The organism is Exiguobacterium sp. USCH10 (assembly GCF_037619445.1).
Lineage (GTDB): Bacteria > Bacillota > Bacilli > Exiguobacteriales > Exiguobacteriaceae > Exiguobacterium > Exiguobacterium aestuarii_A.
Window position 1 is genome coordinate 50,395 of record NZ_JAQPZO010000004.1, and the last position, 22,648, is coordinate 73,042.

Consider the following 22,648-nt stretch of genomic DNA (forward strand, 5'->3'; position numbering starts at 1 on the left):
ATACAACAAATGCGGGAATAGGTTGCTATCAAATGAAATAGGGGGAGAAGACAATGAACATGGAAGTCGTATGGAAGCAAGGCATGGCGTTTGAGACACATACGCCATCAGGGCACACGGTGACTCTTGACGCATCGGAGGACGTGGGCGGTCTCGACACGGGACCTCGTCCGACGGAGATGTTACTTCACGCCACCGCGTCTTGCACGGGGATCGATATCGTCTCCATTTTGCATAAGATGCGTCAACCGCTAGAATCGTTCGAAATGAAGATCGATGGGGTTCGGGCAATCGATCATCCGAAACGCTTTACAGCCATTCACATCTTGTATATTCTGAAAGGCGACATGTCGGAAGAGCGGGTGCGACGTGCGATTGAACTATCTGTTGAACGCTATTGTTCTGTTTCACACAGTCTCAATGCCACTTTATCCTACAGCTATCAATTGAACGATGGCGAGGTCACGCCGTTCGAACTTCAACAGTGAGCAAGATGGTTGAAAGGCAATCTGTTCTCCGTTATATTTGTATTTCAAATACTGTATAACTAAAGGAGGACGTTATGATTCGACTCGCGACGAAGCGCGATGCCAACAACATCGCGAACCTAATCGAACAACGAGCCGTAGCGCTAAATGAACAAGGAAGCGACCAATGGACCGAATATTTGGAACAGGACCTCGTAGAGCGTGTGCGCACTGACATTGCAGAAGGCAGTGTATATGTCTTTGAAGATGACCAACAAATTTTAGCTTCTATCGCCTTGTTACCCCCGGACGACTGGGATGACAACTTATGGGACGACAGTGAGCGTGGACAATATATCCATCGAATCGTCGTCAGCGAAAAGCTGAAAGGTCGTGGCGTCGGGCAGCAACTCATGGAGCACGTACTAGAGGAAGCCGATGAAGATGAACCAATTCGTCTAGATTGTGTTGCTGACAATGAATTTCTAAATAGTTATTATCCACGTTTTGGTTTCGTCTTTGTCGATTCACGAAACGGGTACAATACGTTCGAATACAGATTAGATGAGAGCATGAGTGCATAAGGGTCTATGGACCCTTTTTTTGATACAATAATATAAGCGAAAAGGAGGAGTTTTCATGATTAAAACCATTTTGGTAGGGTTCGGCTTTTCTGCGAACACATTCCATCTGCCGTTTTTAAAGGCGATTGACACTTTTGAAGTGAGCGGCGTCGTGTCATCGCGTCCGGATGAAGTAAAGGCTGAATTACCGGATGCCACGGTGTATGCGACATTAGACGAGGCGCTGCAAACAGATGCTTCTTTGTATGTCATTACCACACCATCGCATTTACATAAAGAGATGATTGTTGCCTGCCTCAAGGCTGGAAAAGATGTGTTGGTTGAAAAACCCGCATTCCTTACAACTGAGGAAGGATTTGAGTTGATGGAACTTGAAGCGAAGTCGGAAGGCATCGTCAATGTTTATCAAAACCGTCGTTATGACGGTGATTTCCTAACGATTCGGTCATTGCTCGACTCAAATGTGTTAGGGGAGTGGAAAGTGATTGAATCCCGATTTGATCGTTTCCGACCGAACGTACGGGACCGTTGGCGTGAAAATGCAGGTCCGGGATCAGGGATTTTGTTTGACTTAGGAAGTCATCTCATCGATCAGACGCTCGCCTTGTTCGGAAAACCTGACAAGATTCAAGCGGATGTGATGATTCAACGCGAGGGTGGACAGTCTGACGACGGATTCTACGTGACATTCTATTATGGAGAGAAGCGAGTTTATCTTCGCTCGAATCCATTCATCGCTGGCGAAACTCCCCGATTCGAAATCCATGGAAAGAAAGGTAGCTTCGTGAAGTTCGGACTCGACCCTCAGGAAGAGGCACTGAAGCATGGGAAGTTGGCGAGTGACGTGTTAGAGACTGGGATCTTGTCGACGGATGAGGTCGAAACGATTCAAGTCGAGAAAGGTGACTACTTGATGTATTATCATCAGTTAGCCGAAAGCTATCAGACACGGCAACCTGTCGTTTCATTAATGGATGCGACACTCACGACGCAAATGATCGAACTCGCTCAACAATCGTCTGAGACGGGTCAAGTGATTTCAGTAGATTGATTTCCATAAGATTTCTAAAAGAACGAATTCGCCTGAGTGCGAGTTCGTTTTTTTTTGAACAAAAACGAAAAAAGAAATAACGATATTTATTTCGTGAATTATCTTTAACGGATATTGATTGTTAACAACAAAAAGTTAAATTCTTCACTGGTGTGCTCATCCTCAAATGGGAAAAGTGGTTATGGAAATCACTTACTGAAAAGGGGATGAGATGATGGAATTCAAAATCATCAAAGACCAAACGGAGTGGAAAAAATGGTTAGATCTAACAACGTGCGATGCGTATGATCATTTCGATTATGTCAAAGTGAACTGTGAATCGACCGACTCACCGGAGTTGTTTCTCGCCATCACGTCAAAGGGGATGCTGGTGTATCCATATATCCGTCGCCAGATCAATGAAAAATATGATGACCTTGTGACAGCTTACGGATATGGTGGTCCGTTTCGCGTAGGAACCTTCACGGATGATGAGGTGAAGGTCGCAAGACAACACTTTATTAGACGTCAGGAGAATGAGAGAACGGTGACCGAAACGATTCGCTATCACCCTTTAAGAACCGATGCGGTCATCATGAATTGTTTCGGGAAAGCAGTTCCTGTTCGACTGACCGTCCATGTCCAACTAGATGAACCGTATGAATACTTGACTGAGCGATTCCATAAAATGACGAAGCGAAACGTGAAACGAGCCATCCGTGAACAGTTGACTGTCGTGCGTGGTGACGCCTCTGACATTCACACATTTATGCATCTTTATGAGGCGACCATGAATCGTCGGGATGCGATTGAAGACTATTATTATACCGATTCTTATTTCACTCAGTTACTGACGAGCGAATCCTTTGAAGCGGAATTTCTATTTGCTGTGTTTGAAAACACGGTGGTTGCAGGAGTTCTGGTATTGTACGGAGATGAGGGAGCCAATTATCACCTTGGAGGGTCTCTTAAAGATTACTTACCTCTCCGTCCAAACCATTTCCTCTTCAGTGAAATGATTCGCCGGGCGGGTGAAAAGGGTAAACTCCATCTTCATCTCGGGGGAGGGGCGTCCGGGCAGGATGCACTCTATGACTTTAAAATGAGTTTTTCCGGAGATGAGCCGCTTCCTTACTACATTGGTCAATTTGTATTCAACGAACAGGTTTATCAGCAATTAAATGCGAAGCATATTCAATTGCATGGATTATCTAATTACTTTCCAATCTACCGGACACCTGTAAGGTTGGATACCCCACTCCCGAAAGCAAAATAAAAAATCGATGCACGCTTGAACAATTCGTTCGGCGGCATCGATTTTTTTATGCGGCATCTTCTTCTGTTGATTCAACTTTTTCCGTATGTCGGACAATCGGGAAGTTTTTAAAGAGTCGACTTCCAATCAATCCGAATCCGATTCCAAGGATGAATAAAACAACAGCTGTCAGTGTGACGGTCTGCCAGTCGTTGAAGCCATACATGACGAGTAGACCAGGAATACCTGCAGCCGACCCGGGCGCATCATTGATCATACCGGTCATCGCTACAATCAATCCTGCGATTGCGCCCCCTACAAAGTTCACACTGTAGATTGGGATTGGATTCGCCGAGATGAGGTCGGCCTGTGTCAACGGTTCAATGGCTACAGAAAGTTGATCTTTCTTCGTACCGATTTTCAATTGACGGAACAACAGGTAGTTCATCGAGATGGATGCGGTCAACGCGAGAGCGGCAATCGCCATCGGTACACCAGTCAATCCAAGCATCGCTGTCAAAGCCATGGAACTGAGAGGTGACGTCGACACCACAGTGACGATTCCTCCGAGAACGAGTCCCATGACGACCGGGTTTTGCGTCGCGGCGAGTTCAATGACAGCACCGATTTGTGCAAGTGTATTTGAAACCAGTGGGTCCACGCCAGTAGCGACGAGACGTGCGAGCGGTGCCATCACGATCACGTAGAAAATCATATCGACACCCGTCGGGAGATAGCGGTTTATTCGTGTGCCAGCCAGAGCCAAGATGTATCCTGCGAAAAATCCAGGAAGGATCCCGAAACCAGACACGGATAATCCGATCATTAAGCTATAGACGGGGTTGATTCCGAGTGCGATGGCAACGAGTGCTGCGGCAGCAGGACCGGATAATGAACCGGCTGCCTGCCCGACTTCTTCATATAAAGGGAGTGGCAGTAATCCGCCGATGGCATAAGCGTTGAATGCTTCGACGAGAAAGCTTGCGATTGCCGCACCTGCCAATGCGCCCATCGCTTTCATTCCGTATGGCGCCTTGTAACTGAAAAGTGTGAACAAGGCGAGGATGAGCAGTAAAAGTGCAATTCCTTGAATAATGACCATAAACTCTTCCTTCTTTCTATCTATCTGTATTCATTCATAATTTCTTCTATATTCAATGATTGAAAGGCTTCTGTAAAGCCATTTTCATCAGAAAAATCAAAATTGATTCATGATACCGTTTACATGAAGAAACAAAAAATCATGGGAGCGTTTTCTTTGAAAAATGACATCAATTATACAAGTTTGGACGTGTCGAGCCGCATCAGATTGGGAACAGATAGGGGATAGATGTTTTCATAAAGTATTGGTCGAGGAGGAAAGAACATGCAGAACGAAAACAGGGAATGGCATGCGCTCGAAGTAGACGAGGTTCAGTCCCATGTGGAGACTGATGTAGAATCTGGTCTCTCGAAGCAAACGGTCACCAATCGTCAGGAGGAGTTCGGAAAGAACGTCCTACCTGAAAAGGAGAAGACGCCTGAAATCATAAAATTTTTAAGACAGTTCAATGATATTCTCGTTTACGTCCTTTTAGGAGCGGCAGTTGTCACCGGTTTTCTTGGCGAATATATCGATACGATTGTTATCGTCTTAGTCGTCACGGTCATCGGGGTTGTCGGTTATCTCCAAGAGAATAAAGCGGAAGAAGCACTTGAAGGAATCAAAAAGTTGTTAGAGACGAAAGCGACCGTCATTCGCGATGGTAAACAATCCGAAATCGATTCAAGTGATCTCGTCGTCGGGGATATTCTCGTACTCGCTGCAGGCGACAAGGTACCAGCCGACGCAAGGGTTATTCAAGCAGAAAAATTTAAAGTGGAAGAATCCGCATTGACCGGTGAGGCCACAACGGTCGAGAAAAAACCAGACGTCGTCAAAGAAGAGGCCGTGCTCGCAGATCGAAAAAACATGGTCTATTCAGGAACGAGTGTGGCGACGGGAAGTGCGAAAGCCATTGTGACGGCAATCGGAGAAGGTACGGAACTTGGTCAAATCAATGCGTCGATTTCAGAAGTACAAACCGTGAAGACGCCACTGATTCGTCAGACAACAAAGTTCGGACAGACGGTCTCCATCGCTATCCTCATTATCTCTGTCATTATTTATGCATTCGGTTATTTCTTACGAGATTATGAACCAGTCGAACTCATGTTAACGACGATTGGTCTAGCAGTCGCGGCCATTCCGGAAGGATTACCAGCTGTCATCTCCATTATCTTGGCGCTCGGGGTTCGGAATATGGCTGAGCAAAAAGCAATTGTTCGAAGTCTGCCGTCTGTTGAAACGTTAGGCGCAGTCTCGGTCATCTGTACCGATAAGACCGGAACGTTGACGAAAAATGAGATGACCGTCAAACAAATCGTGACGGCGAAACATGACATTGAGGTGTCAGGGAGCGGGTATGCACCGAACGGAGACTTAGAATTGAACGGTCAACCGTTTGACTTGGATGACGATGAGTCTATGATTGACCTATTGACTGTTGGGAAGACGTGTAACGATGCACAATTGAACGAAGAAGATGGGGATTGGATCATCAATGGGGACCCGACCGAGGCATGTTTATTAACTGTCGCTGAGAAAGCGGAGCGCCCGATTGAGCGTCTTAAAGTCATCTCTAAAATCCCATTTGATTCAGAGTACAAATACATGGCGACGCTCGTTGAATATAAAGACGAGCGCATGATCTTCGTCAAAGGGGCTCCGGATCGCTTGTTTGATATGGCAACAACAGACGGATTCAAACAAGAATATTGGGATGAAAAACGAAAAGAGATTGCCGACCGCGGTCAGCGTGTCCTCGGTGCTGGATTAAAACGTGTCGACAGTTCAAAACAATCGATTGATCATGAGGACGTTGAAGATGGTCTGACTTTCCTCGGTTTGTTTGGTATCGTCGATCCGCCACGTCAAGAGGCGATTGACGCAGTCGCCGCGTGTCGCGATGCTGGAATCCGTATTAAAATGATCACGGGGGACCATAAGGATACGGCTGTCGCCATCGCAAAAGAGCTCGGTATGGAAGTGGAAGGGGCGCTAGAGGGTCGAGAGCTGACAGACATGTCTGATGAAGAAATCAAAGAAGCGTCGGTTCATAATGACGTATTCGCCCGAACGAGTCCGAACGATAAACTTCGTCTCGTGAAAGGGTTACAAGAGAATGGATTGATCACCTCGATGACCGGAGACGGTGTGAACGATGCACCAGCCTTAAAACGTGCCGATATCGGGGTCGCAATGGGGATCAAAGGGACGGAAGTCGCAAAAGAAGCCTCTCAAATGGTTCTTGTCGATGATAACTTCAAAACCATCTATAACGCCGTCCGTGAAGGTCGACGTGTCTATGACAACTTGAAGAAAACGATTCTCTTCCTACTCCCTACGAACGGTGGACAGGCGTTACTCGTTGCGATGAGTATTTTACTCGGGGCAGCAGCTCCACTCAGCCCAGTTCAAATCTTATGGGTCAACATGGTCGTCGCGATCACCCTTTCATTGGCGATTGCCTTTGAACCACTTGAAGAGAGTACGATGAAGCGTCCTCCACGACCGGCGAACGTACCACTTCTCAGTCGCTATTACATCTTCCGTGTCACGTTCGTGTCGATATTGATCGGGGGAGGTAGTTTATGGATCAACTACATGCTCGGAGATTTCGATTACTCGACCGAGAAATTACAGACCATTACTTTAAATGCGATTGTCATGGCACAGTTGTTCCACTTATATAACTGTCGCACTGAGTTGGTTCCGGCGTTCAATCGTCGTTTCTTCGACAATAAAATCGCGTTCCTCGTATCTGGACTGCTCATCGCCCTACAATTGTTCATCACGTATGTTCCGTTCATGCATACGCTATTCGGGACCGCTCCACTTACGTGGGAAGATTGGATTTATCCAGTAGCATTTGGAGCCGTCGTATTTATCATCGTGGAGATTGAAAAAGCCATCTCAAGACGAGTGATCGGGAATCAAAATATACACTGATACGTTTCATCTATAAACAAAACGGATAAACAAATGGAGTAACGATGAAGGAGGGATACGATGAAACGAGACGAATCACAACCAGGGGTACATCCAGATCCAATTCCGGATGATGAATCAAACCCGGCACAAAAACCGGCTCCGACCCAACACCCTGATCCAGATCCCGATGAAGAATCGGATGAATAATCAGATAATCCGTTCAACATGAAAACCTCCTCGTCCATTAGACGAGGAGGTTGTTCGTGTCGAGGTTACTTTTTCGTTTTTGAGGAACGACTGTTTTGTAGACGGTTGAATTTCTTCTCATCCGTATGCTCCGTGATGACAAAGTCACCAACAGGACACTCCCACTTTCCTTTTGCGACAACACATTCACGCAACGTCACTTGATCATCATACAGATCAAGCTCTAGCGTTTCTTTTAAAAATTGATCTACTTTTGGATTTGGCACTTTTACATATTCATTCAAGACAAGTTCTTCATTCTTAACAGTCACATAAGAGGTGACTTGAAAATAGCGCATGCGATAATCTCCTTTAATTACAAAACTACTAACTAGTATAACGGTTCATAAGTCAAAACGGGATATCAATGTTTCATCTCGGTCCGCTCACGTTTTGGTGGTGCCTCGTTAAACGGTTTTTGATGCCGGATCATGAGCCAGAAGATCAAGCCAAATAGGGGAATGTATGGAAGAGGCCAAAGGCTCATCTTATACCGTTTCGCATCGCGATTCATCAACGTGATCTGAATAAATGCCAATAAAAAGAAATCGACGGTCATCGTTCGGACGAACTGATTGTTCTCCACATACGACCAATATTCTGCTACATTCCCGGTGTTTGCAGCCGCGATAAATAAACCGATTGTCACCAGCAACAATACGACACCAAGGATACGTGTCGGGAGCGGTTTAACGGGAGTTGGATAAGGGGATTGTCTCGCGAAAGCCAAATAGGGAGCGAGTAAGAAACCTCCTACGAAGAAACTACTAATTGCCGCAAACAGCGGATTTGGCTTCAATTGGTTCACTTCTGACCAAAGTAGCGGGAACATGGCTAATGGAAATACACCTAGAATACTGAATAAGGAAAGAGAATAGCCTTCGTAAGCTTCCGTATTATACGTCACAAAATCAAGTAAGAATCGCCCGTCAAACGGTACGTTCGGACCAAAAATAGCCAAAGCAATGGCTACGCCCCATGGAATTAATAAAAATTTTCTCGTCATACGAACACCTCACCCAATGATAGTCATAATAGTAGTATACCCTCTTTTGGAAACACGAAAAAATGAGAAGATGCGATGGCGCATGTTCTCATTTATTTTCACGTGCATACATTTTAATCATCGTGACAAGTTGTTGCGTTTCGTCCATTTTGGCATCAAGCAAAATACCATAATCGTATAATGAACCTAATTGACTGCGATGTCTGACATGTCCAATCAACTCAATAGGTTGAAGAGTCGGAACGAGATCGAGGACGAAGTGGACCTGCAAATCATCGGATAGTGGGAAAAGATAATCGGATCGCAATTTCAGTCCATGTGAACTCACATTCAATAGAAGTCCTTCTCCATCATAAAGTTCCTTCTCTTCCCAAACGAGTCGATAAGGGATCGTGCGGGGATTCGGTAGAATATAGCGAAAAGTTTCCTGTCTGCGATAACGCATCAATTCACCCCATTTCTCTACTCCCTATATCGGACATTTACAATTCGAAATGAAGTGGAAATGAGTATAATTTTTAGATAAGCTCGCTTTACAAATGTGAAAACGCTTTCTATAATAGGTGTACGATTTAAATAGGGAGGAGATCAGATGAATGTACATGATTTACTCCGACGTTACTCGATTCAAACACCAGTCATCTATGAAAAAAAACGTAACGGGGAGTGGGTTAAACTCGAGCGTTTACCTGCCTATACCATTCTTGAAGTCGAAACGAACGATCAAACGATCGAAGCGGTCGCCATTGATGCGTTCAAGGCGATCACTGTCTGTCGAGAGTCGGCGTCGATTGAAGAAGCCCGTCCGTATGCTGTGCGTATCCAGATTGAACGACCATAAGAAAAGCCGTAACTTCGACATTGAAGTTACGGCTTATTTTATGCAGCGTCTTGTTCGGTTTCATCTTGAGGATTCGTGCGTTTTGCATAGTACATGAACGGTGTTGCCATCCAAGCAATCACAAATTTCGCAACGTACGTCGTAATGAAGATGTTCCACCAGATGTCCCAATCCATTCCCCAGAAAGCGATAATACAGAAAGTGAACGTATCAATTAACTGTGAGAGCACGGTCGAACCTGTCGTTCTGAGCCAAAGTTTTTTCTCGCCCGTTTTGGCGCGAATCTTCGAGTAGACGAAGACGTCAAACAATTGAGAGACGAGATAGGCAGCAAGGCTACCAAGTGTGATCAACGGAAGCATCGAGAAGAGTGCCTCAAAACTTTCGTGCATGAAGAGCGCTTCTTCGAACGGTTCATACAAGAGGGCATACTGCATGAGTACCGTCGAAACAATCAAAATGAAGAACCCGAGCCATACCCCTTTTCGAGCCGCAGCTCGTCCGTGTTTTTCGTTCAAAATGTCAGTCGCTAAATAGAGCGAACCGTAGACGATGTTACCGAGCGTAAAAATGTATCCGCCAATTACAATCTGTTGTGTGACTTGAATATTAGCGACAACCGAAGCCATCGCAATCCAAGCATATAATCCGACCCGTCCAAACAATTTGTAACTGAGGACGAGAAGACCGAGTGTAAGGATGGCAGAAGGAATCCATAACCATTCGTTTAGCATGAATCATGCTCCTTCCTCTAACTATTCAATGATTTCAACTTTTCAAGTTTATAGAGGAACGGAAATGATGTCAAGGTGAGGTACACTCAGGCTGATCTATGATCCATGTGACACGAACGGAGTCAGACACCGCTCAGTTCGATGTTCAAACCTTTTACAATACCACGTGCACTGCCGAGCATGTCTGCTTGTTCTCTCCATGTCAATTGGTGCTTCGTTTCTTTAAAGTGATTGATCACGTCCTGCGAATAGGTTAATGACCGAAGAACGGAATCGATTTCAACATGTTGAATATGGTCGATATCAAATTCTTTTAAGTGTTCAAGACCCACTCGCAATTCTTCGATGTTAGTAAAGGTTTGATTCAAACGATTTTGTAGGTTAATGGATTCAGTCGAGTCAGGTTTCTCGCAAGTGTTTTGGCAAGCCCAAAGACTTTCTGATCCCTCGGCGAATGCAGCGAGCACATCGCTACTTTCGGATCGTAAATATCCCCAGAAAATATCAATTTCTTTTTGAGTTGGTTCGCCTTTGAAAAATAGAGTGAATTCTTCGACGGTTTCTTCTGATGTTTTTGTGGTGTTTTCTGTAACTGGTTCAGGTTTTGAGTCCTGATCAGAACTAGGCGAACAAGCTGCCAAAAAAATTACGACTGTGCCTATCCCAAGTGCTCGTTTCATCGAAACCCTCCTGTAAAAGATATGGTAATCCAAATTGTACCATTGATTGTCGTCAGAATGTTCATCAAAACGATATTAGATTGATAAGTATAAAAAGCACCTCCTGTCATAAACAGGAAGTGCTCTGAACCGCTTCGTTGAGCGGTGTTTTTGATGCCTCCGACGAGAATCGAACTCGTGCTGCAGCATTACCATTTCTAATTTGGATGTTTGTGGGAGTATGTTCGTGCGAGGTATGGCGTGGTTGAGCCATTCTTTAATTTGTTATTGTAAGTTATTGGTGTTTAAAACTGCGAATTCGCCTGTGCATGGGCGGTAAGTGTGCACAATGCTGTGCACAAAATACATAAAGTTATTGAGCCGTCGGAACCGTGTATACGTTCGTCATGTACATCTTTTCCATCAATCGCACTGCTTCGTCTACCGTGTCCCAACCGTCTTCCCATGACTGCCAGTCGGTTTTCGTCATTATGACTGAAATGAATTCGTTCATAATCTTCATATCTCGTACGAGTTCGTCACGGGCCGTGAAGTCAATGTTCGGGGAACCGCCTTCTGGGATCTCACTCAACCCGAGCGCGAAGTCGTAAAGTCGATGGTCGAGCTCGAAGACTTCTCCGTTCATCGCTTCGAGTTGTAATCCCCAATCATCACCAGGGACGTCAGGACATACCTTGCCACACATACGACTCATGGCAGCGATGTCTTGCATCGTGGTCACGCCGCTCTCGAGTGTCAATTCGATTGCTGTGAAATAGTCCGCTTCCGCTTGCGTGCTATCAAAGGCGTACATTGGGGGTTCCGCTTCGGTCGTTTCCACCACTTCCGATGATTCTTCTTCAATAGTAGATTCTTCACTAACGACCTCATCGGTTGAATCGGTTTCCTTTACCGATCCGTTGTCTTTTTGAAATTTCACTTGCGTTTCGGTTTTGATTTCTTCTGTCTCTGAATCATCCGTCGGAACGGCAATCGAGATGAGCACGAGGACACCGGCTATACCCACAATCTGCCCACTCACTCGCCGCATCCGTAACAGACGTCGTGTGCTCCGCTCACCCTTTTGTTCGTCTTTCCGTATCTCATAGCGTGCAGCGATATGGAACATAAGGGCGAACATCGCCACAGCAATCCCAATATTGGCCAATATATTCATGAGGCAATCTCCTTTCAATTTCTCACATCCATTGTATCATCTACACTACATATACCCATTTTTGTTAAATAAAGTTTCGATTCGACAAACGTGCGCTCGCCACATGAAAAATAGGAAAGTGGGAACGGGCAAAAAGAAAGCACCTCCTGTCATAAACAGGAAGTGCTCTGAACCGCTTCGTTGAGCGGTGTTTTTGATGCCTCCGACGAGAATCGAACTCGTGCTGCAGCATTACCATTGCTGAGGTCTGCCACTAACCTACAGAGGCGTTACACCAACTATGTTACACACGTTCCTTCCATTTTTCAAGCTTTTTCAGAATAATAAGACCTCCAATCTTCTTTGTTAGAAGACTGGAGGTCAAATGGTTCATGCTTATTTTGTGCGGATCCAAACAGCACCTGCAGAGTTGTCTTTCGCTTCACCGACAACGTCAATGACGAGCCCGTATTGCGGAAGTTTACGTCCTGCATCTGGGATGAGTGAGTTGATGTACGAATTCGCATCATTGAACTGTTTCACGCCAGCTTGTGCTTTGTAGTCATACACACCACGACTTGGTGAATCGATGTACCAAGCGAGTGTCTTATCGAGACTGAATGCAGCATCAGCGATTTGGTAACGCGTGCTACCTGCAACTGTCTCTTTCCCGTTCAAGTTTCCGATGAGCGCCTCTGGATGAGAGTCGACGACACCGAGGAAGCCTTCACCAGGGTGGACACCGACCCAGTTGTCTGTGTACGAGTCATCACCGTACCACACGACAAGACCAGTGTTGTATTTCACGCCACGGCCGTTAAGAAGACCCATATCCGACCCGGCATGGTTACGCCATTCGAGGTAGTAGTAATGTGGTTTTGAATCGTATCCGTCTGAGTTGACGAATCCATCAAGTGTGACGGCTTCAGCACCTTCCGCATCGTCTGCGAAGAGTGTTGCTGATTCTGATTGGATTGACAAGTTGTCGACTGCGAAGCCTTTCATTGCGACGCCGCCATCTGTCACGTATTCGAATACGATCTGTACATCTTGTCCAGCGAATTGTGAGAGGTCATAAGACTTGTTGACCCATGCACCGTTCGTCGTCTCAGCAGGGTATCCAGCTTCGTTTTCGCCGTTGACATCGTCACCGAACACATCGAGAACAACTTCTTTACCGCCGCTGACGGCTTTCACGTACAAGTAGTCGTAATCTGATTCGACTTCATAGAATGAATCGAATGTGAGGACACCGTCCGCACCAAGTTTCACGCTAGGTGTAGCCATTTCAGTATGGATGTCGTCACCTTTTGTCGAGTAGTAGTAGCGCTCGCCATAAGCTGGTTCGATTCCTTTAATCTTCTTATCAGGAAGGTTGACTTTGACGATTCCTGGGTTGTTTGATTTCGTCACAGATTGGTCGAGTTGTGAGACAAAACCTTGTGAGTTGATGTCTTCAAGATCAACTTCTGTGATGTTAGCCCAGTTTCCACCCATGATTTTTTGGAAGTACTCTTTGTTTTGTGGTGAGAAGCTTGTTGGCTCTGTACCAGCGACTTTACCAGCCCAGCTACCGCCACTCATGATTGACCATGATTGTACTGGCTCACCTTGACCTGTGTACTGCGTATCGTACTCATCTGGAAGACCGAGGTCATGTCCAAATTCGTGTGCGAAGACGCCGACTGCACCGTCTTCAGGTTGAATCGTGTAATCGTACGCCGCCATTTTTCCGCCCCAGTAAGGAACTGCAGCTTCTGTGTTGGCTACCGGATAAACGCCGTTAAGGACCCAACGGTGTGACCATACTGCATCGTCACCGAGTGCACCACCACCAGCTTCTTGACCAGTACCAGCGTGGATGATCATCAAGTGGTCGACGAGTCCGTCTGGCTCATTGAAATCACCGTCTCCATCCAAGTCATAAAGATCGTATTGGTCGTGCTCGGCAAGATCGATTCCTGATGCGACAGCAGCGTTTAACGCATCTTTAACGAGTTGACGCGGACCAGGACCGACGTTATCATGACCACCATCGCCTTTGTCTGCACCATAGTCTTTAGCAGTTCCTGGTACGGTTAACCATTCAGAAACTTCTCCGTCGACCGTGTAACTGCCACCTGATTGTTCTTCATAGTATTGTTTGAACGTTTGAACCTTTTCTCCGTTGAAGAGTTCAAATGGTTGGTCACCAAACATATAGTTCTCATAGTGCTCTTTGCTGAAGTTGTCACTATACATATAGCCTGCTTCTTGAATAATGTTATTGTGTTTGAAGTCGCTATACTCGACGAGAAGGACGAGGACTTTATCTTCACGCACTGCACCGTTATAAGATGATTGTTGTGCCGGAGAAACCTTCACTTGACCGTTCGGCTTTCCTTTACGGTAGTTCGCTTGACCTTTTTTCGCTTTGTCGAGAATTCGTTCAGTTTCTTTTTCGAATTGAGTATGTATCTTCTCTTTTGCTTTTGAAGCCTTCTCATTCAATTCGTCGTCGTGCTTATGTGGATCTTTCGCTTCACCTTGTTTTTTCGCGATATACGCGTCGACCGCTTTCATGCGCTCCGATGCTGACAATCCTTTTTTGATGACGCCACGCTTCTCGAGTGCTTTTGCGAGACGATCTTCGTCGATGATGTTGTGATCGAACGGAGCAAGCTCGCTCGTTGTCGGCACAGATGGTGCAACCGATAGGGGTGCAGCACCAGCAGCCGGAACGATGCTGACTGTCATGGCAGATGTCATGAGAGCCGCGAGTGTCGTTCGACGGATGGAACGTTTTTTCATTTGTATGAACCTCCTGTAAAAAAATAATGGGAAAATGTGTGAGCTTGTTGTAAATGTACCGTTTGTGTCTGATTAATGTCAATATTCAGAAAATAATAACCTAAAAAAGAGTCTAAAGACCTATTTAGTCAATATGTACTAAATAGTCTTAGACTCCAGGTCGATATATCCATAATGGAACTTCGATGTTTTTCGCTTTACCTGAGTAAAACCATAGTGTTTGAAGGCATCGCTCTCAAAATGAGCCTTTAAGACAATTCGTTTCTTAGCTACTCGATTTGCTTCAACCATCAACTCTTGCGAGAGTGGGGAGGTGTCTGCGATTGAACGAAGTGGGTTCAGATGAACCGATTCTGAAATCGTTTTTTCGAACATCGGATCAAAGTAAATACAGTCGAACGAATTTTCCGCACATGTTTTCAAATATTCGAGAGAATTCGTATGAACGACCTCAATGCGACGCATCGCCTCATTGATCTGCTCATCTTTTTCAATCCATACGGACATGCCTTCTCGGACGAGCTGTGCCGTTATGAATTGGCTCTCAAGACCGATTACTTTACCGGTTGAACCGACGGCATGACTCATGACGATACTGTCCGATCCGAGTCCGAGCGTACAATCTAAAATACGATCACCAGGTATTGCTTGTAATGCGTCAATGAGTGGGTCTGTTCCGCCACGACTGAGTTGCTTCACCCGAAAAACCGAACTAGAAGGGTGAAAAAAGAATGGCTCTTTACTTTGCAATGGTGTGAACTCGACGCGTCGCTTGTCAAAGACAAGCACATCTTGGCGATGCCGCTTTTTCAATTCCTCAATGGAATGTTTGCGTCGCTCGATAAATTTCATATTATATGATGTGGCATGCGTTTGCGCCCGATATAATACTTCGTCTGTCGGACGTAAACAAGTGGTTACGATATACATGGGACGGGCTCCTTCATAAAAAATGAGACGCAGTCGCGTCTCATTTTTTCTTACTGAGTAAATCTGACAGTTCGTCGATCAGTGCTTTGTGAGAAGCAAGTTCTTTCTTCTTCTCGTCGTTCACGTTCACCGGACGTTTTGAACGGCTTTGAAGTGCTTCGAGTGTCTCGTCGATTGACGATTTCAACGTATCACGTTCTTCAGGTTTCAAGGATACTTCATGCGGATTTTCTCCAGAGGCATCTAACTCGCGAAGGCGCGCCATCAATTGTTTCGCTTCACGATTCAAATCCACTAGCAATCTGTCAATTTGTTCCAATCTTAATTTGATTCCATCTCGTTCTGTAAACATCTGTTTCACCTCTTTTGCGGTTTAACCCTAAGGTCTCTTCCTGTTTACTTTACCATAAAATTTGTTAAACGAAACTACCGGGAATATATTCCATTTATTTTGAGTGTAAGAAACATTGTTTCTCTATCCCCACACGAAGTTCACCTGCTATACTAACTGAGCTAATAAGGAGGTGGGCGGATGGAGACTACAAATCATCCACCAAAAGCGCTCAAGGGAGCGATTGTGTCAATCACGGCATATTTGATCTTATCTATATTAAAAGTGTTCTTCGGATATTTATATGAATCTGAGGCGGTTTTAGCCGATGGATTCAACAATACGACGGATATTATCGCGTCGGTCGCCGTCTATATTGGAATTCGGGTTGCGGCGTTACCTCGGGATGCCCAGCATAAATATGGTCACGCGAAGATGGAGACAATCTCCGCTCTCATCGCTTCATTGATCATGATTGCGGTCGGTATTTTCGTCTTCTTTAATAGTCTGTCGAATTTAATCGGGGGAGAATATGCAGAACCGAACCCGTTGGCAGCGGTCGTCGCATTCGCCAGTGCGCTCGTGATGTTCGGGGTGTATCGCTTCAACTTGAACCTCGCGAAGAAGACAAAGTCATTGGCACTTAAAGCTGCGGCGAAAGACAATTTGGCCGATGCGATGATTTCAGTCGGAGCCACACTTGGTGTGCTATTTGCTTATTTCCAACTCCCTTGGATGGACACGGTCTTAGCAATCATTATTGCCGGTATGATTGTCCGGACAGCGATTCAAATCTTTTTAGATGCCACCCATCAACTTTCTGACGGATTCCCTCCACACCTTGTCGAGACATATGAGGAAACGATTGAACAATTTGAGCGTGTGAAAGAAGTTCGGGAAATTAAAGGGCGTCATTTAGGAAATCACGTAATGCTCGATGTGACGATTGCAGTTGACGGAGATTTGACCGTGGACGCGGCCCATGAATTGTGTGACGAAATCGAACGAAAACTGGATGAACAGCATGCGGTCGATTCGGTGCATATTCATATTGAGCCGATTTGACGTTCGGTTATCTTTTGCGCTTCATGATTGGATTCGTTTATAATAAGCGCAGACAGATATTGAACTACTAGTTAAGGAGGGCACGGGATGAACATCGTGCGTCAACCTATTCGCCAGATTGATGAGATCGAGTATGAACATTTTCAGAAATATGGAGAAAACTCATATGGCGTTTCTGCTGAAGAGTTGAAAGGGATCCTCGAAGAAATGGGGACGGAGCAACTCTATCATGCGGAAGAGCATAGTTACGGAGAAGACTTCTATTACGACTTGATGGTCGATGACAAACTTGTCGGTAAAGTCTTGTTACTCAAGCTTGCCCGAGTATACCAGCTTGACCTGATGGTGTTCGATGCATACAAAAATAAGGGATATGCGACGGAAGGTTTGCGTCTCGCATTATTGGACTCAAAATTGATGGAGGAACAAACAGTCCGGGCCGGGATTCCACCGACGAGTCCACATCAACAAGAGATGCATCAAGTGCTCGTTCAAAACGGATTTGAAAAGCGGAACGGTCTATATTATTTAAATTTCAAGAAACGATATGTAGTAAACCATTAAGCTGACGGCGTCTCGCACGTCAGCTTTTTTCATATGGAGGGGTAAGGATGAAACAGGTCACCATTAAAGATATCGCCGAACTCGCAGGGGTCGCAAAGAGTACAGTCTCCCGCTATTTGAACGGTGGGTCGGTAGGGAAGAAGACGAGAGAAAAACTCGATCGGGTCATTCGGGAAACCAATTATGAACCGAATCAATTCGCCCAAAGTCTTAAGTCAAAGCAGACGAAGATGATTGGGGTCATCGTTCCGCGACTCGATTCTTACGCTGCCTCGCGTACAATGATGGGAATTGATGAACGATTGACAGAACGAGGCTATCAGATGCTCGTCGTCAACACGGCACAACAGACGGAACGAGAGATTGAACAATTATACAACCTCGCCAAACAAAAGGTCGCCGGCATCATTTGGCTCGGGACGACTGTCACCGACCGTCACCTCGAAGCGATAGAGGCGATTCAAATCCCGGTGTTGCTGATTGGTCAACAGCATGATAACGTCCACAGTCTTGTCTACCCAGACTATGAAGCTGCATACGCCCTCGGTAGTGAGTTCACGAAATGGGGTCATCGAGACGTCGTCTACGTCGGTGTTTCGGAGTCAGATATCGCAGTCGGACAAGATCGGCGTGATGGATTTTTGAAGGCGCTTCATGAGGCGGATGCACGCGTCACAGTCGTTCAGACAACATTTAAAATCGAGGATGCCATTCCGATTGGAGAACGGTTGGCGAAAGAAATTGGCTCGACCTCACTCATTATTTGTGCAACGGACAATATTGCCCTTGGTGTATTGAAGGGACTGGCGAATCAAGGGATTTCTGTTCCGAATGATATCTCTGTCAGTGGCTTTGGGGGCTATGATTTCACGGAAGTCTTACATCCATCGATTACGACCGTCCATCTTCCGTATCGGCGAACTGGGGCTAAGTCGGCTGATATGATGCTTCAACTTTTACAAGGAAATGACGTCCCGATGAAAACGTTCACAATTTTCGAATTAAAAGTGCGCGAAAGCGTTGACAAGTTGAATTAAATCGTTTACATTTGTGTTGCGGAACCGGTTCCGCAACATTTTTTATTCTAAATTGGAACCGGTACCAATCGTGTAAAGAACTTATAAGATTTTTGGAGGTGGACGATATGAACACCGTACATTGTATCGGCGAATTGTTGATTGACTGGGTATGCGAGGATGCCTCGAGCGACCTCGTCAACGGAACGACGTTCGTTAAAAAAGCAGGTGGCGCACCTGCGAATGTGGCGGCAGTCGTCAGTAAGCATGGTGGACAGTCGAGTTTTCTCGGACAAGTCGGGAATGACCCGTTCGGTCTTTTCCTGAAACAGACGTTGACCGACAACGGAGTCAGCATAGACAACCTTGTTGAATCGGGAGATACGACATTCGCTTTTGTGTCGATTCAAGAGGACGGAGAGCGGGACTTCACATTCCGTCGCGGAAGTGATGGAGATTATGCGTTTGAATCCATCGATTTGTCATTGATTCAAAAAGGTGATCTCATTCATTTCGGTTCTGCGACAGCATTACTAGATGGAAAACTAAAAGATGCGTACTTCAAATTATTGCAATTTGCAAAACGGGATGGCTTGTTCATCTCATTTGACCCGAACTATCGAGATGCGTTGATCACTGACCTCGAGCAGTTCAAACAAGATGCGAGACATTTCATCGCAGAATCGGACTTCATTAAATTGAGCGAAGAAGAAGCGCACTTGTTGACCGGCGAAGAGCAACTTGAAGATGCTGTTCAAGCACTTCTAGAATTAGGCGCAAAGCAGATTGCCATCACATTAGGGTCTCGTGGCACGTTGATTGCAACAAGCGCACATCATGAAATCGTTCCTTCAATCTCGATCGATAGTGTCGATTCTACTGGAGCGGGAGATGCGTTCGTCGGTGCTTATCTGTATCGTTTGGCGTCACTCGGATTTGACCCGGAGCGCTTACGTTCCGACATTGAATATGCGAACGTAACGGGTGCATTAACATGTACAGCTTATGGCGCTATTCCAGCAATTCCATCACGACAACTTGTGAATGAAACGTTAGGAGGGAAATGAAAATGGATTACAAAAAAGAAGCAGCATCGATATTAGAAGCGATTGGTGGGAAAGAAAACGTGGCGGCAGCTGCTCACTGTGCGACGCGTCTTCGTCTCGTATTGAACGATGAGTCGAAGGTTGATGAGAAAGCTCTCGAACAACTCGATGTTGTCAAAGGAACGTTCTCAACGGGAGGACAATACCAAATCATCATCGGACAAGGTACGGTCAACAAGGTATATACAGAGTTCTCGTTATTAACAGGACTTGGTGATATGTCGACGACAGATGTGAAATCAGCCGGAGCGAAAAAGATGAACCCGCTCCAACAGTTCGTCAAAATGTTATCGGATATCTTCGTTCCAATCATTCCGGCGATTGTCGCCGGCGGTCTATTGATGGGGATCAACAACTTATTGACGGCACCGGATTTGTTCTTTGAAGGACGTTCATTGATTGACCAGTATCCAGGCATGGCAGACCTCGCAGCAATGATTAATACGTTCGCGAATGCCGCCTTCGTCTTCTTACCTGTACTCATAGGTTTCTCCGCAGCCAAGCGATTCGGGGGTAACCCATATCTTGGTGCAGCGCTCGGGATGATCATGGTTCACCCGGACTTGATCAACGCATATGCACAGGCAACTGTTGAAGAAATTCCGGTTTGGAACATCTTTGGTCTTGAGATTGAGAAGTTAGGATACCAAGGACAAGTCTTACCAGTCCTCGTCTCGACGTATATTTTATCGAAGCTTGAAATCAACATCCGGAAGTTCATGCCGGCGTCACTTGATATCTTGCTTACGCCATTACTCTCACTCCTCTTCACAGCGTTCATCACGTTCGCTTTCGTCGGTCCGATCACTCGTGAAGCAGGGAACTTGATCATTGATGGGTTGGTATGGACGTATGATTCACTCGGATTCGTCGGTGGTTTGATCATGGGTCTTCTCTACGCCCCAATCGTTATTACAGGTATGCACCATAGCTTCATCGCGATTGAAACACAGCTTCTTGCGGATATCGCCGAAACTGGCGGATCGTTCATCTTCCCAATCGCTGCGATGTCGAACGTCGCGCAAGGGGCGGCTACACTCGCTGTCTTCTTCTTGACTGCTGATAAAAAGATGAAAGGTGTTGCATCAGCATCAGGAATTTCAGCATTACTTGGGATCACAGAGCCTGCCATGTTCGGGGTTAACTTAAAGCTTCGTTATCCGTTCATCGCTGCCATCGTCGGTTCAGCTATCGCCTCTGCATTCATCGTCGGAAACGACGTATTGGCAGTAGCGCTCGGTGCTGCTGGGTTACCGGGAATTATCTCAATCGCACCTGGTTCAATCATCTCATATATCATCGGTATGGCGATCGCATTCGCCGTGACATTTGGATTGACATTCATCCTCGCGAAGCGACAAGCAAAAAAAGAAGCGGTCAAACAAGCCGCATAATGAAAAAGGAAGTGACACTATGAATTGGACGAAGGCCGAACGTTATCGTTCACTCCGTGACGTGAGCGCCCTCGAGATGGAGGTGCTCCGTACTAAGACGGCCGCATCCCCGTGGCGGTTTGGATACCATATCCAGCCGCCTACGGGCCTCCTCAATGATCCGAACGGCTTCGCATATTACGATGGAGAGTACCATCTATTCTATCAGTGGTTCCCGCTCGGGCCAGTTCACGGTCTCAAACATTGGTACCATGTCAGTTCAACTGATCTCGTCCATTGGACGGACCGCGGGGTGGCGTTAGTCCCTGAAACGAAGGAAGATTCTCATGGTGCATATTCTGGAAGTGGATTCGTCGTTGATGATACCCTTCATGTGATGTACACCGGGAATCATCGTACCGACGATTGGACGCGTCACGCCTCGCAAATTATCGGTATCTTACGTGACGGGGTAATTGAGCGTCGTAACGTGGCGATCCCGAGTATTCCAGCAGGCTACACGGAACATTTCCGTGATCCAAAAGTATGGGAAGAAGATGGATCGTATTATGCGATTGTCGGTGCACAGCGAACGGATGAGACGGGATGTGTCGTCTTATATCGTTCGACTGACTTGAATGAATGGACATTTTTAGGTGAAGTGAAGACCGAGCTTGAGCGGTTCGGTTACATGTGGGAATGTCCTGACGTGTTTGAACTGAATGGAAAGCATGTCTTCATTTTTTCTCCGCAAGGAATTGAGCCTGAAGGTCATCGCTACCACAACATCTATCAATCCGGATACGTCACAGGTACGCTTGATTTAGAAACGCTCGTCTTCACGCACGAGTCATTTGAAGAGCTCGACTTCGGTTTCGACTTTTACGCTCCGCAAACGACGGAGCATGATGGTCGTCGTATTCTAGTCGGCTGGATGGGCTTACCAGAGATTGAATATCCGACAGATCGCTACGGTTGGGCCCATGCGTTAACGCTTCCTCGAGAACTCTCGCTTGAAGATGGCGTATTAAAACAACGACCAGTTTCTGAAATGAAGCAACTCCGAACTAATCAGTTCGCAGACGAATCAGGTACGCATATCGAAATGATTTCGCCCGAACGTTATGAATTGAAATTGTCGACGTCCGGAGAAGACTTCGAGCTTGAACTATTGAAGACAGAAGAAGAGTCGCTTGTGATTCGGTACGAGAAAGATACACGCGAATTGACCATCGATCGGACAAACGCGGGTGAACCGTTCGCGACCGAGTTCGGGACGACCCGGACAAAAGTGATCGAGGTCACGTCCCTTCATCTGTTCGTCGATTCCTCAAGTGTTGAATGTTTCGTCAACGACGGTGACGCCGTGTCAACGCTTCGCGTCTTCCCGAGTGATGACGAGAAACGGATTCGCTACGTCGGAGCGGATGCGACATTAGTTGGTTGGAAGTATGAATGAGTGTAAAAGCTGAGCGTTTGCTCG

Annotated in this window: 23 protein-coding genes and 1 tRNA gene; 13 read left to right on the forward strand and 11 right to left on the reverse strand. The window is 46.0% G+C overall.

Translation table 11 applies throughout. The annotated features are described in order from the left end of the window. Positions 1-53: 53 nt before the first annotated feature. The 4 genes from PQI28_RS08505 to PQI28_RS08520 all read left to right on the forward strand — a co-directional run bounded on the left by PQI28_RS08505 (position 54) and on the right by PQI28_RS08520 (position 3,357). Positions 54-488, forward strand: a complete 435-nt coding sequence (locus PQI28_RS08505; protein WP_214783398.1) for an OsmC family protein — start codon at positions 54-56, stop codon at positions 486-488. A 74-nt stretch (positions 489-562) separates the two neighbouring features. After that, positions 563-1,051 carry a GNAT family N-acetyltransferase gene (locus tag PQI28_RS08510; protein ID WP_074034518.1) on the forward strand — a complete coding sequence of 163 codons (489 nt, stop codon included), beginning with the start codon at positions 563-565 and terminating at the stop codon, positions 1,049-1,051. A gap of 55 nt (positions 1,052-1,106) precedes the next feature. Continuing rightward, positions 1,107-2,102, forward strand: coding sequence for a Gfo/Idh/MocA family oxidoreductase (locus PQI28_RS08515; RefSeq protein WP_339962996.1), 996 nt, complete (start codon positions 1,107-1,109; stop codon positions 2,100-2,102). A 214-nt stretch (positions 2,103-2,316) separates the two neighbouring features. Beyond that, complete coding sequence (locus tag PQI28_RS08520) at positions 2,317-3,357, forward strand: lipid II:glycine glycyltransferase FemX (protein WP_339962997.1); 1,041 nt, start codon at positions 2,317-2,319, stop codon at positions 3,355-3,357. Between the two features lie 46 nt (positions 3,358-3,403). Here PQI28_RS08520 and PQI28_RS08525 read toward each other — a convergent pair whose 3' ends face one another. Further along, positions 3,404-4,438 (reverse strand): PTS sugar transporter subunit IIC, encoded by a 1,035-nt coding sequence (locus PQI28_RS08525; RefSeq protein WP_224860897.1) that lies wholly within the window; start codon positions 4,436-4,438, stop codon positions 3,404-3,406. A 264-nt stretch (positions 4,439-4,702) separates the two neighbouring features. Here PQI28_RS08525 and PQI28_RS08530 point away from each other — a divergent pair, with 264 nt between their 5' ends. Both PQI28_RS08530 and PQI28_RS08535 read left to right on the forward strand, forming a co-directional pair. Continuing rightward, positions 4,703-7,366, forward strand: a complete 2,664-nt coding sequence (locus PQI28_RS08530; RefSeq protein WP_339962998.1) for a cation-transporting P-type ATPase — start codon at positions 4,703-4,705, stop codon at positions 7,364-7,366. Between the two features lie 60 nt (positions 7,367-7,426). Further along, entirely contained in the window at positions 7,427-7,555 is a 129-nt protein-coding gene (locus PQI28_RS08535) for a hypothetical protein (RefSeq protein WP_256441151.1), read from the forward strand. 65 nt (positions 7,556-7,620) lie between these two features. Here PQI28_RS08535 and PQI28_RS08540 read toward each other — a convergent pair whose 3' ends face one another. From PQI28_RS08540 to PQI28_RS08550, 3 genes are all read right to left on the reverse strand, one after another. After that, the gene (locus tag PQI28_RS08540) at positions 7,621-7,893 is read right to left on the reverse strand and encodes a hypothetical protein (protein ID WP_271304857.1); all 273 of its coding nucleotides are present in this window, start codon (positions 7,891-7,893) and stop codon (positions 7,621-7,623) included. A 65-nt stretch (positions 7,894-7,958) separates the two neighbouring features. Further along, positions 7,959-8,600 (reverse strand): hypothetical protein, encoded by a 642-nt coding sequence (locus PQI28_RS08545; protein ID WP_339962999.1) that lies wholly within the window; start codon positions 8,598-8,600, stop codon positions 7,959-7,961. Positions 8,601-8,688: 88 nt separating this feature from the next. Continuing rightward, positions 8,689-9,045 (reverse strand): PilZ domain-containing protein, encoded by a 357-nt coding sequence (locus PQI28_RS08550; RefSeq protein ID WP_214745176.1) that lies wholly within the window; start codon positions 9,043-9,045, stop codon positions 8,689-8,691. Between the two features lie 147 nt (positions 9,046-9,192). Between PQI28_RS08550 and PQI28_RS08555 the strand changes: the two genes are divergently transcribed. Further along, the gene (locus tag PQI28_RS08555) at positions 9,193-9,441 is read left to right on the forward strand and encodes a hypothetical protein (RefSeq protein WP_214692196.1); all 249 of its coding nucleotides are present in this window, start codon (positions 9,193-9,195) and stop codon (positions 9,439-9,441) included. A gap of 38 nt (positions 9,442-9,479) precedes the next feature. On the opposite strand, the gene PQI28_RS08560 is transcribed toward PQI28_RS08555, so the two are convergent. The 7 genes from PQI28_RS08560 to PQI28_RS08590 all read right to left on the reverse strand — a co-directional run bounded on the left by PQI28_RS08560 (position 9,480) and on the right by PQI28_RS08590 (position 16,062). Next, entirely contained in the window at positions 9,480-10,175 is a 696-nt protein-coding gene (locus PQI28_RS08560) for a queuosine precursor transporter (protein ID WP_074034510.1), read from the reverse strand. A gap of 122 nt (positions 10,176-10,297) precedes the next feature. After that, positions 10,298-10,855 (reverse strand): hypothetical protein, encoded by a 558-nt coding sequence (locus PQI28_RS08565; RefSeq protein ID WP_339963000.1) that lies wholly within the window; start codon positions 10,853-10,855, stop codon positions 10,298-10,300. Between the two features lie 352 nt (positions 10,856-11,207). Further along, positions 11,208-12,011, reverse strand: a complete 804-nt coding sequence (locus PQI28_RS08570) for a hypothetical protein (protein ID WP_339963001.1) — start codon at positions 12,009-12,011, stop codon at positions 11,208-11,210. A 197-nt stretch (positions 12,012-12,208) separates the two neighbouring features. Beyond that, positions 12,209-12,279 (reverse strand) — tRNA-Thr (locus PQI28_RS08575). 107 nt (positions 12,280-12,386) lie between these two features. After that, entirely contained in the window at positions 12,387-14,780 is a 2,394-nt protein-coding gene (locus PQI28_RS08580; RefSeq protein WP_224861027.1) for an immune inhibitor A domain-containing protein, read from the reverse strand. Between the two features lie 138 nt (positions 14,781-14,918). After that, a complete protein-coding gene (locus tag PQI28_RS08585) occupies positions 14,919-15,710 on the reverse strand; it encodes a class I SAM-dependent methyltransferase (RefSeq protein ID WP_339963002.1) in 792 nt (263 codons plus the stop codon). A gap of 40 nt (positions 15,711-15,750) precedes the next feature. Then, a complete protein-coding gene (locus PQI28_RS08590; RefSeq protein WP_026826028.1) occupies positions 15,751-16,062 on the reverse strand; it encodes a hypothetical protein in 312 nt (103 codons plus the stop codon). Positions 16,063-16,242: 180 nt separating this feature from the next. On the opposite strand from PQI28_RS08590, the gene PQI28_RS08595 reads away from it, so the two are divergent. The 6 genes from PQI28_RS08595 to PQI28_RS08620 all read left to right on the forward strand — a co-directional run bounded on the left by PQI28_RS08595 (position 16,243) and on the right by PQI28_RS08620 (position 22,624). Then, a complete protein-coding gene (locus PQI28_RS08595; protein WP_339963003.1) occupies positions 16,243-17,106 on the forward strand; it encodes a cation diffusion facilitator family transporter in 864 nt (287 codons plus the stop codon). 87 nt (positions 17,107-17,193) lie between these two features. Then, on the forward strand, positions 17,194-17,670 hold the full coding sequence (locus tag PQI28_RS08600; RefSeq protein ID WP_339963004.1) for an N-acetyltransferase: 477 nt from the start codon (positions 17,194-17,196) through the stop codon (positions 17,668-17,670). A gap of 47 nt (positions 17,671-17,717) precedes the next feature. After that, positions 17,718-18,707, forward strand: coding sequence for a LacI family DNA-binding transcriptional regulator (locus PQI28_RS08605; RefSeq protein WP_339963005.1), 990 nt, complete (start codon positions 17,718-17,720; stop codon positions 18,705-18,707). A 107-nt stretch (positions 18,708-18,814) separates the two neighbouring features. Further along, positions 18,815-19,753, forward strand: coding sequence for a carbohydrate kinase family protein (locus PQI28_RS08610; protein ID WP_339963006.1), 939 nt, complete (start codon positions 18,815-18,817; stop codon positions 19,751-19,753). A 2-nt stretch (positions 19,754-19,755) separates the two neighbouring features. Then, on the forward strand, positions 19,756-21,186 hold the full coding sequence (locus PQI28_RS08615) for a sucrose-specific PTS transporter subunit IIBC (protein WP_214875788.1): 1,431 nt from the start codon (positions 19,756-19,758) through the stop codon (positions 21,184-21,186). 19 nt (positions 21,187-21,205) lie between these two features. Further along, positions 21,206-22,624, forward strand: a complete 1,419-nt coding sequence (locus tag PQI28_RS08620; RefSeq protein ID WP_339963008.1) for a glycoside hydrolase family 32 protein — start codon at positions 21,206-21,208, stop codon at positions 22,622-22,624. Positions 22,625-22,648 lie beyond the last annotated feature (24 nt).

Bases quoted from the DNA above. Each gene is read 5' to 3' on its own strand.
- PQI28_RS08610 (WP_339963006.1), top strand. From the start codon at position 18,815: ATGAACACCGTACATTGTATCGGCGAATTGTTGATTGACTGGGTATGC.
- PQI28_RS08570 (WP_339963001.1), bottom strand. From the start codon at position 12,011: ATGAATATATTGGCCAATATTGGGATTGCTGTGGCGATGTTCGCCCTT.
- PQI28_RS08515 (WP_339962996.1), top strand. From the start codon at position 1,107: ATGATTAAAACCATTTTGGTAGGGTTCGGCTTTTCTGCGAACACATTC.
- PQI28_RS08505 (WP_214783398.1), top strand. From the start codon at position 54: ATGAACATGGAAGTCGTATGGAAGCAAGGCATGGCGTTTGAGACACAT.
- PQI28_RS08560 (WP_074034510.1), bottom strand. From the start codon at position 10,175: ATGCTAAACGAATGGTTATGGATTCCTTCTGCCATCCTTACACTCGGT.
- PQI28_RS08615 (WP_214875788.1), top strand. From the start codon at position 19,756: ATGGATTACAAAAAAGAAGCAGCATCGATATTAGAAGCGATTGGTGGG.
- PQI28_RS08520 (WP_339962997.1), top strand. From the start codon at position 2,317: ATGGAATTCAAAATCATCAAAGACCAAACGGAGTGGAAAAAATGGTTA.
- PQI28_RS08580 (WP_224861027.1), bottom strand. From the start codon at position 14,780: ATGAAAAAACGTTCCATCCGTCGAACGACACTCGCGGCTCTCATGACA.
- PQI28_RS08605 (WP_339963005.1), top strand. From the start codon at position 17,718: ATGAAACAGGTCACCATTAAAGATATCGCCGAACTCGCAGGGGTCGCA.
- PQI28_RS08590 (WP_026826028.1), bottom strand. From the start codon at position 16,062: ATGTTTACAGAACGAGATGGAATCAAATTAAGATTGGAACAAATTGAC.
- PQI28_RS08510 (WP_074034518.1), top strand. From the start codon at position 563: ATGATTCGACTCGCGACGAAGCGCGATGCCAACAACATCGCGAACCTA.
- PQI28_RS08620 (WP_339963008.1), top strand. From the start codon at position 21,206: ATGAATTGGACGAAGGCCGAACGTTATCGTTCACTCCGTGACGTGAGC.
- PQI28_RS08600 (WP_339963004.1), top strand. From the start codon at position 17,194: ATGAACATCGTGCGTCAACCTATTCGCCAGATTGATGAGATCGAGTAT.
- PQI28_RS08565 (WP_339963000.1), bottom strand. From the start codon at position 10,855: ATGAAACGAGCACTTGGGATAGGCACAGTCGTAATTTTTTTGGCAGCT.
- PQI28_RS08595 (WP_339963003.1), top strand. From the start codon at position 16,243: ATGGAGACTACAAATCATCCACCAAAAGCGCTCAAGGGAGCGATTGTG.
- PQI28_RS08530 (WP_339962998.1), top strand. From the start codon at position 4,703: ATGCAGAACGAAAACAGGGAATGGCATGCGCTCGAAGTAGACGAGGTT.
- PQI28_RS08545 (WP_339962999.1), bottom strand. From the start codon at position 8,600: ATGACGAGAAAATTTTTATTAATTCCATGGGGCGTAGCCATTGCTTTG.
- PQI28_RS08535 (WP_256441151.1), top strand. From the start codon at position 7,427: ATGAAACGAGACGAATCACAACCAGGGGTACATCCAGATCCAATTCCG.
- PQI28_RS08540 (WP_271304857.1), bottom strand. From the start codon at position 7,893: ATGCGCTATTTTCAAGTCACCTCTTATGTGACTGTTAAGAATGAAGAA.
- PQI28_RS08585 (WP_339963002.1), bottom strand. From the start codon at position 15,710: ATGTATATCGTAACCACTTGTTTACGTCCGACAGACGAAGTATTATAT.
- PQI28_RS08555 (WP_214692196.1), top strand. From the start codon at position 9,193: ATGAATGTACATGATTTACTCCGACGTTACTCGATTCAAACACCAGTC.
- PQI28_RS08550 (WP_214745176.1), bottom strand. From the start codon at position 9,045: ATGCGTTATCGCAGACAGGAAACTTTTCGCTATATTCTACCGAATCCC.
- PQI28_RS08525 (WP_224860897.1), bottom strand. From the start codon at position 4,438: ATGGTCATTATTCAAGGAATTGCACTTTTACTGCTCATCCTCGCCTTG.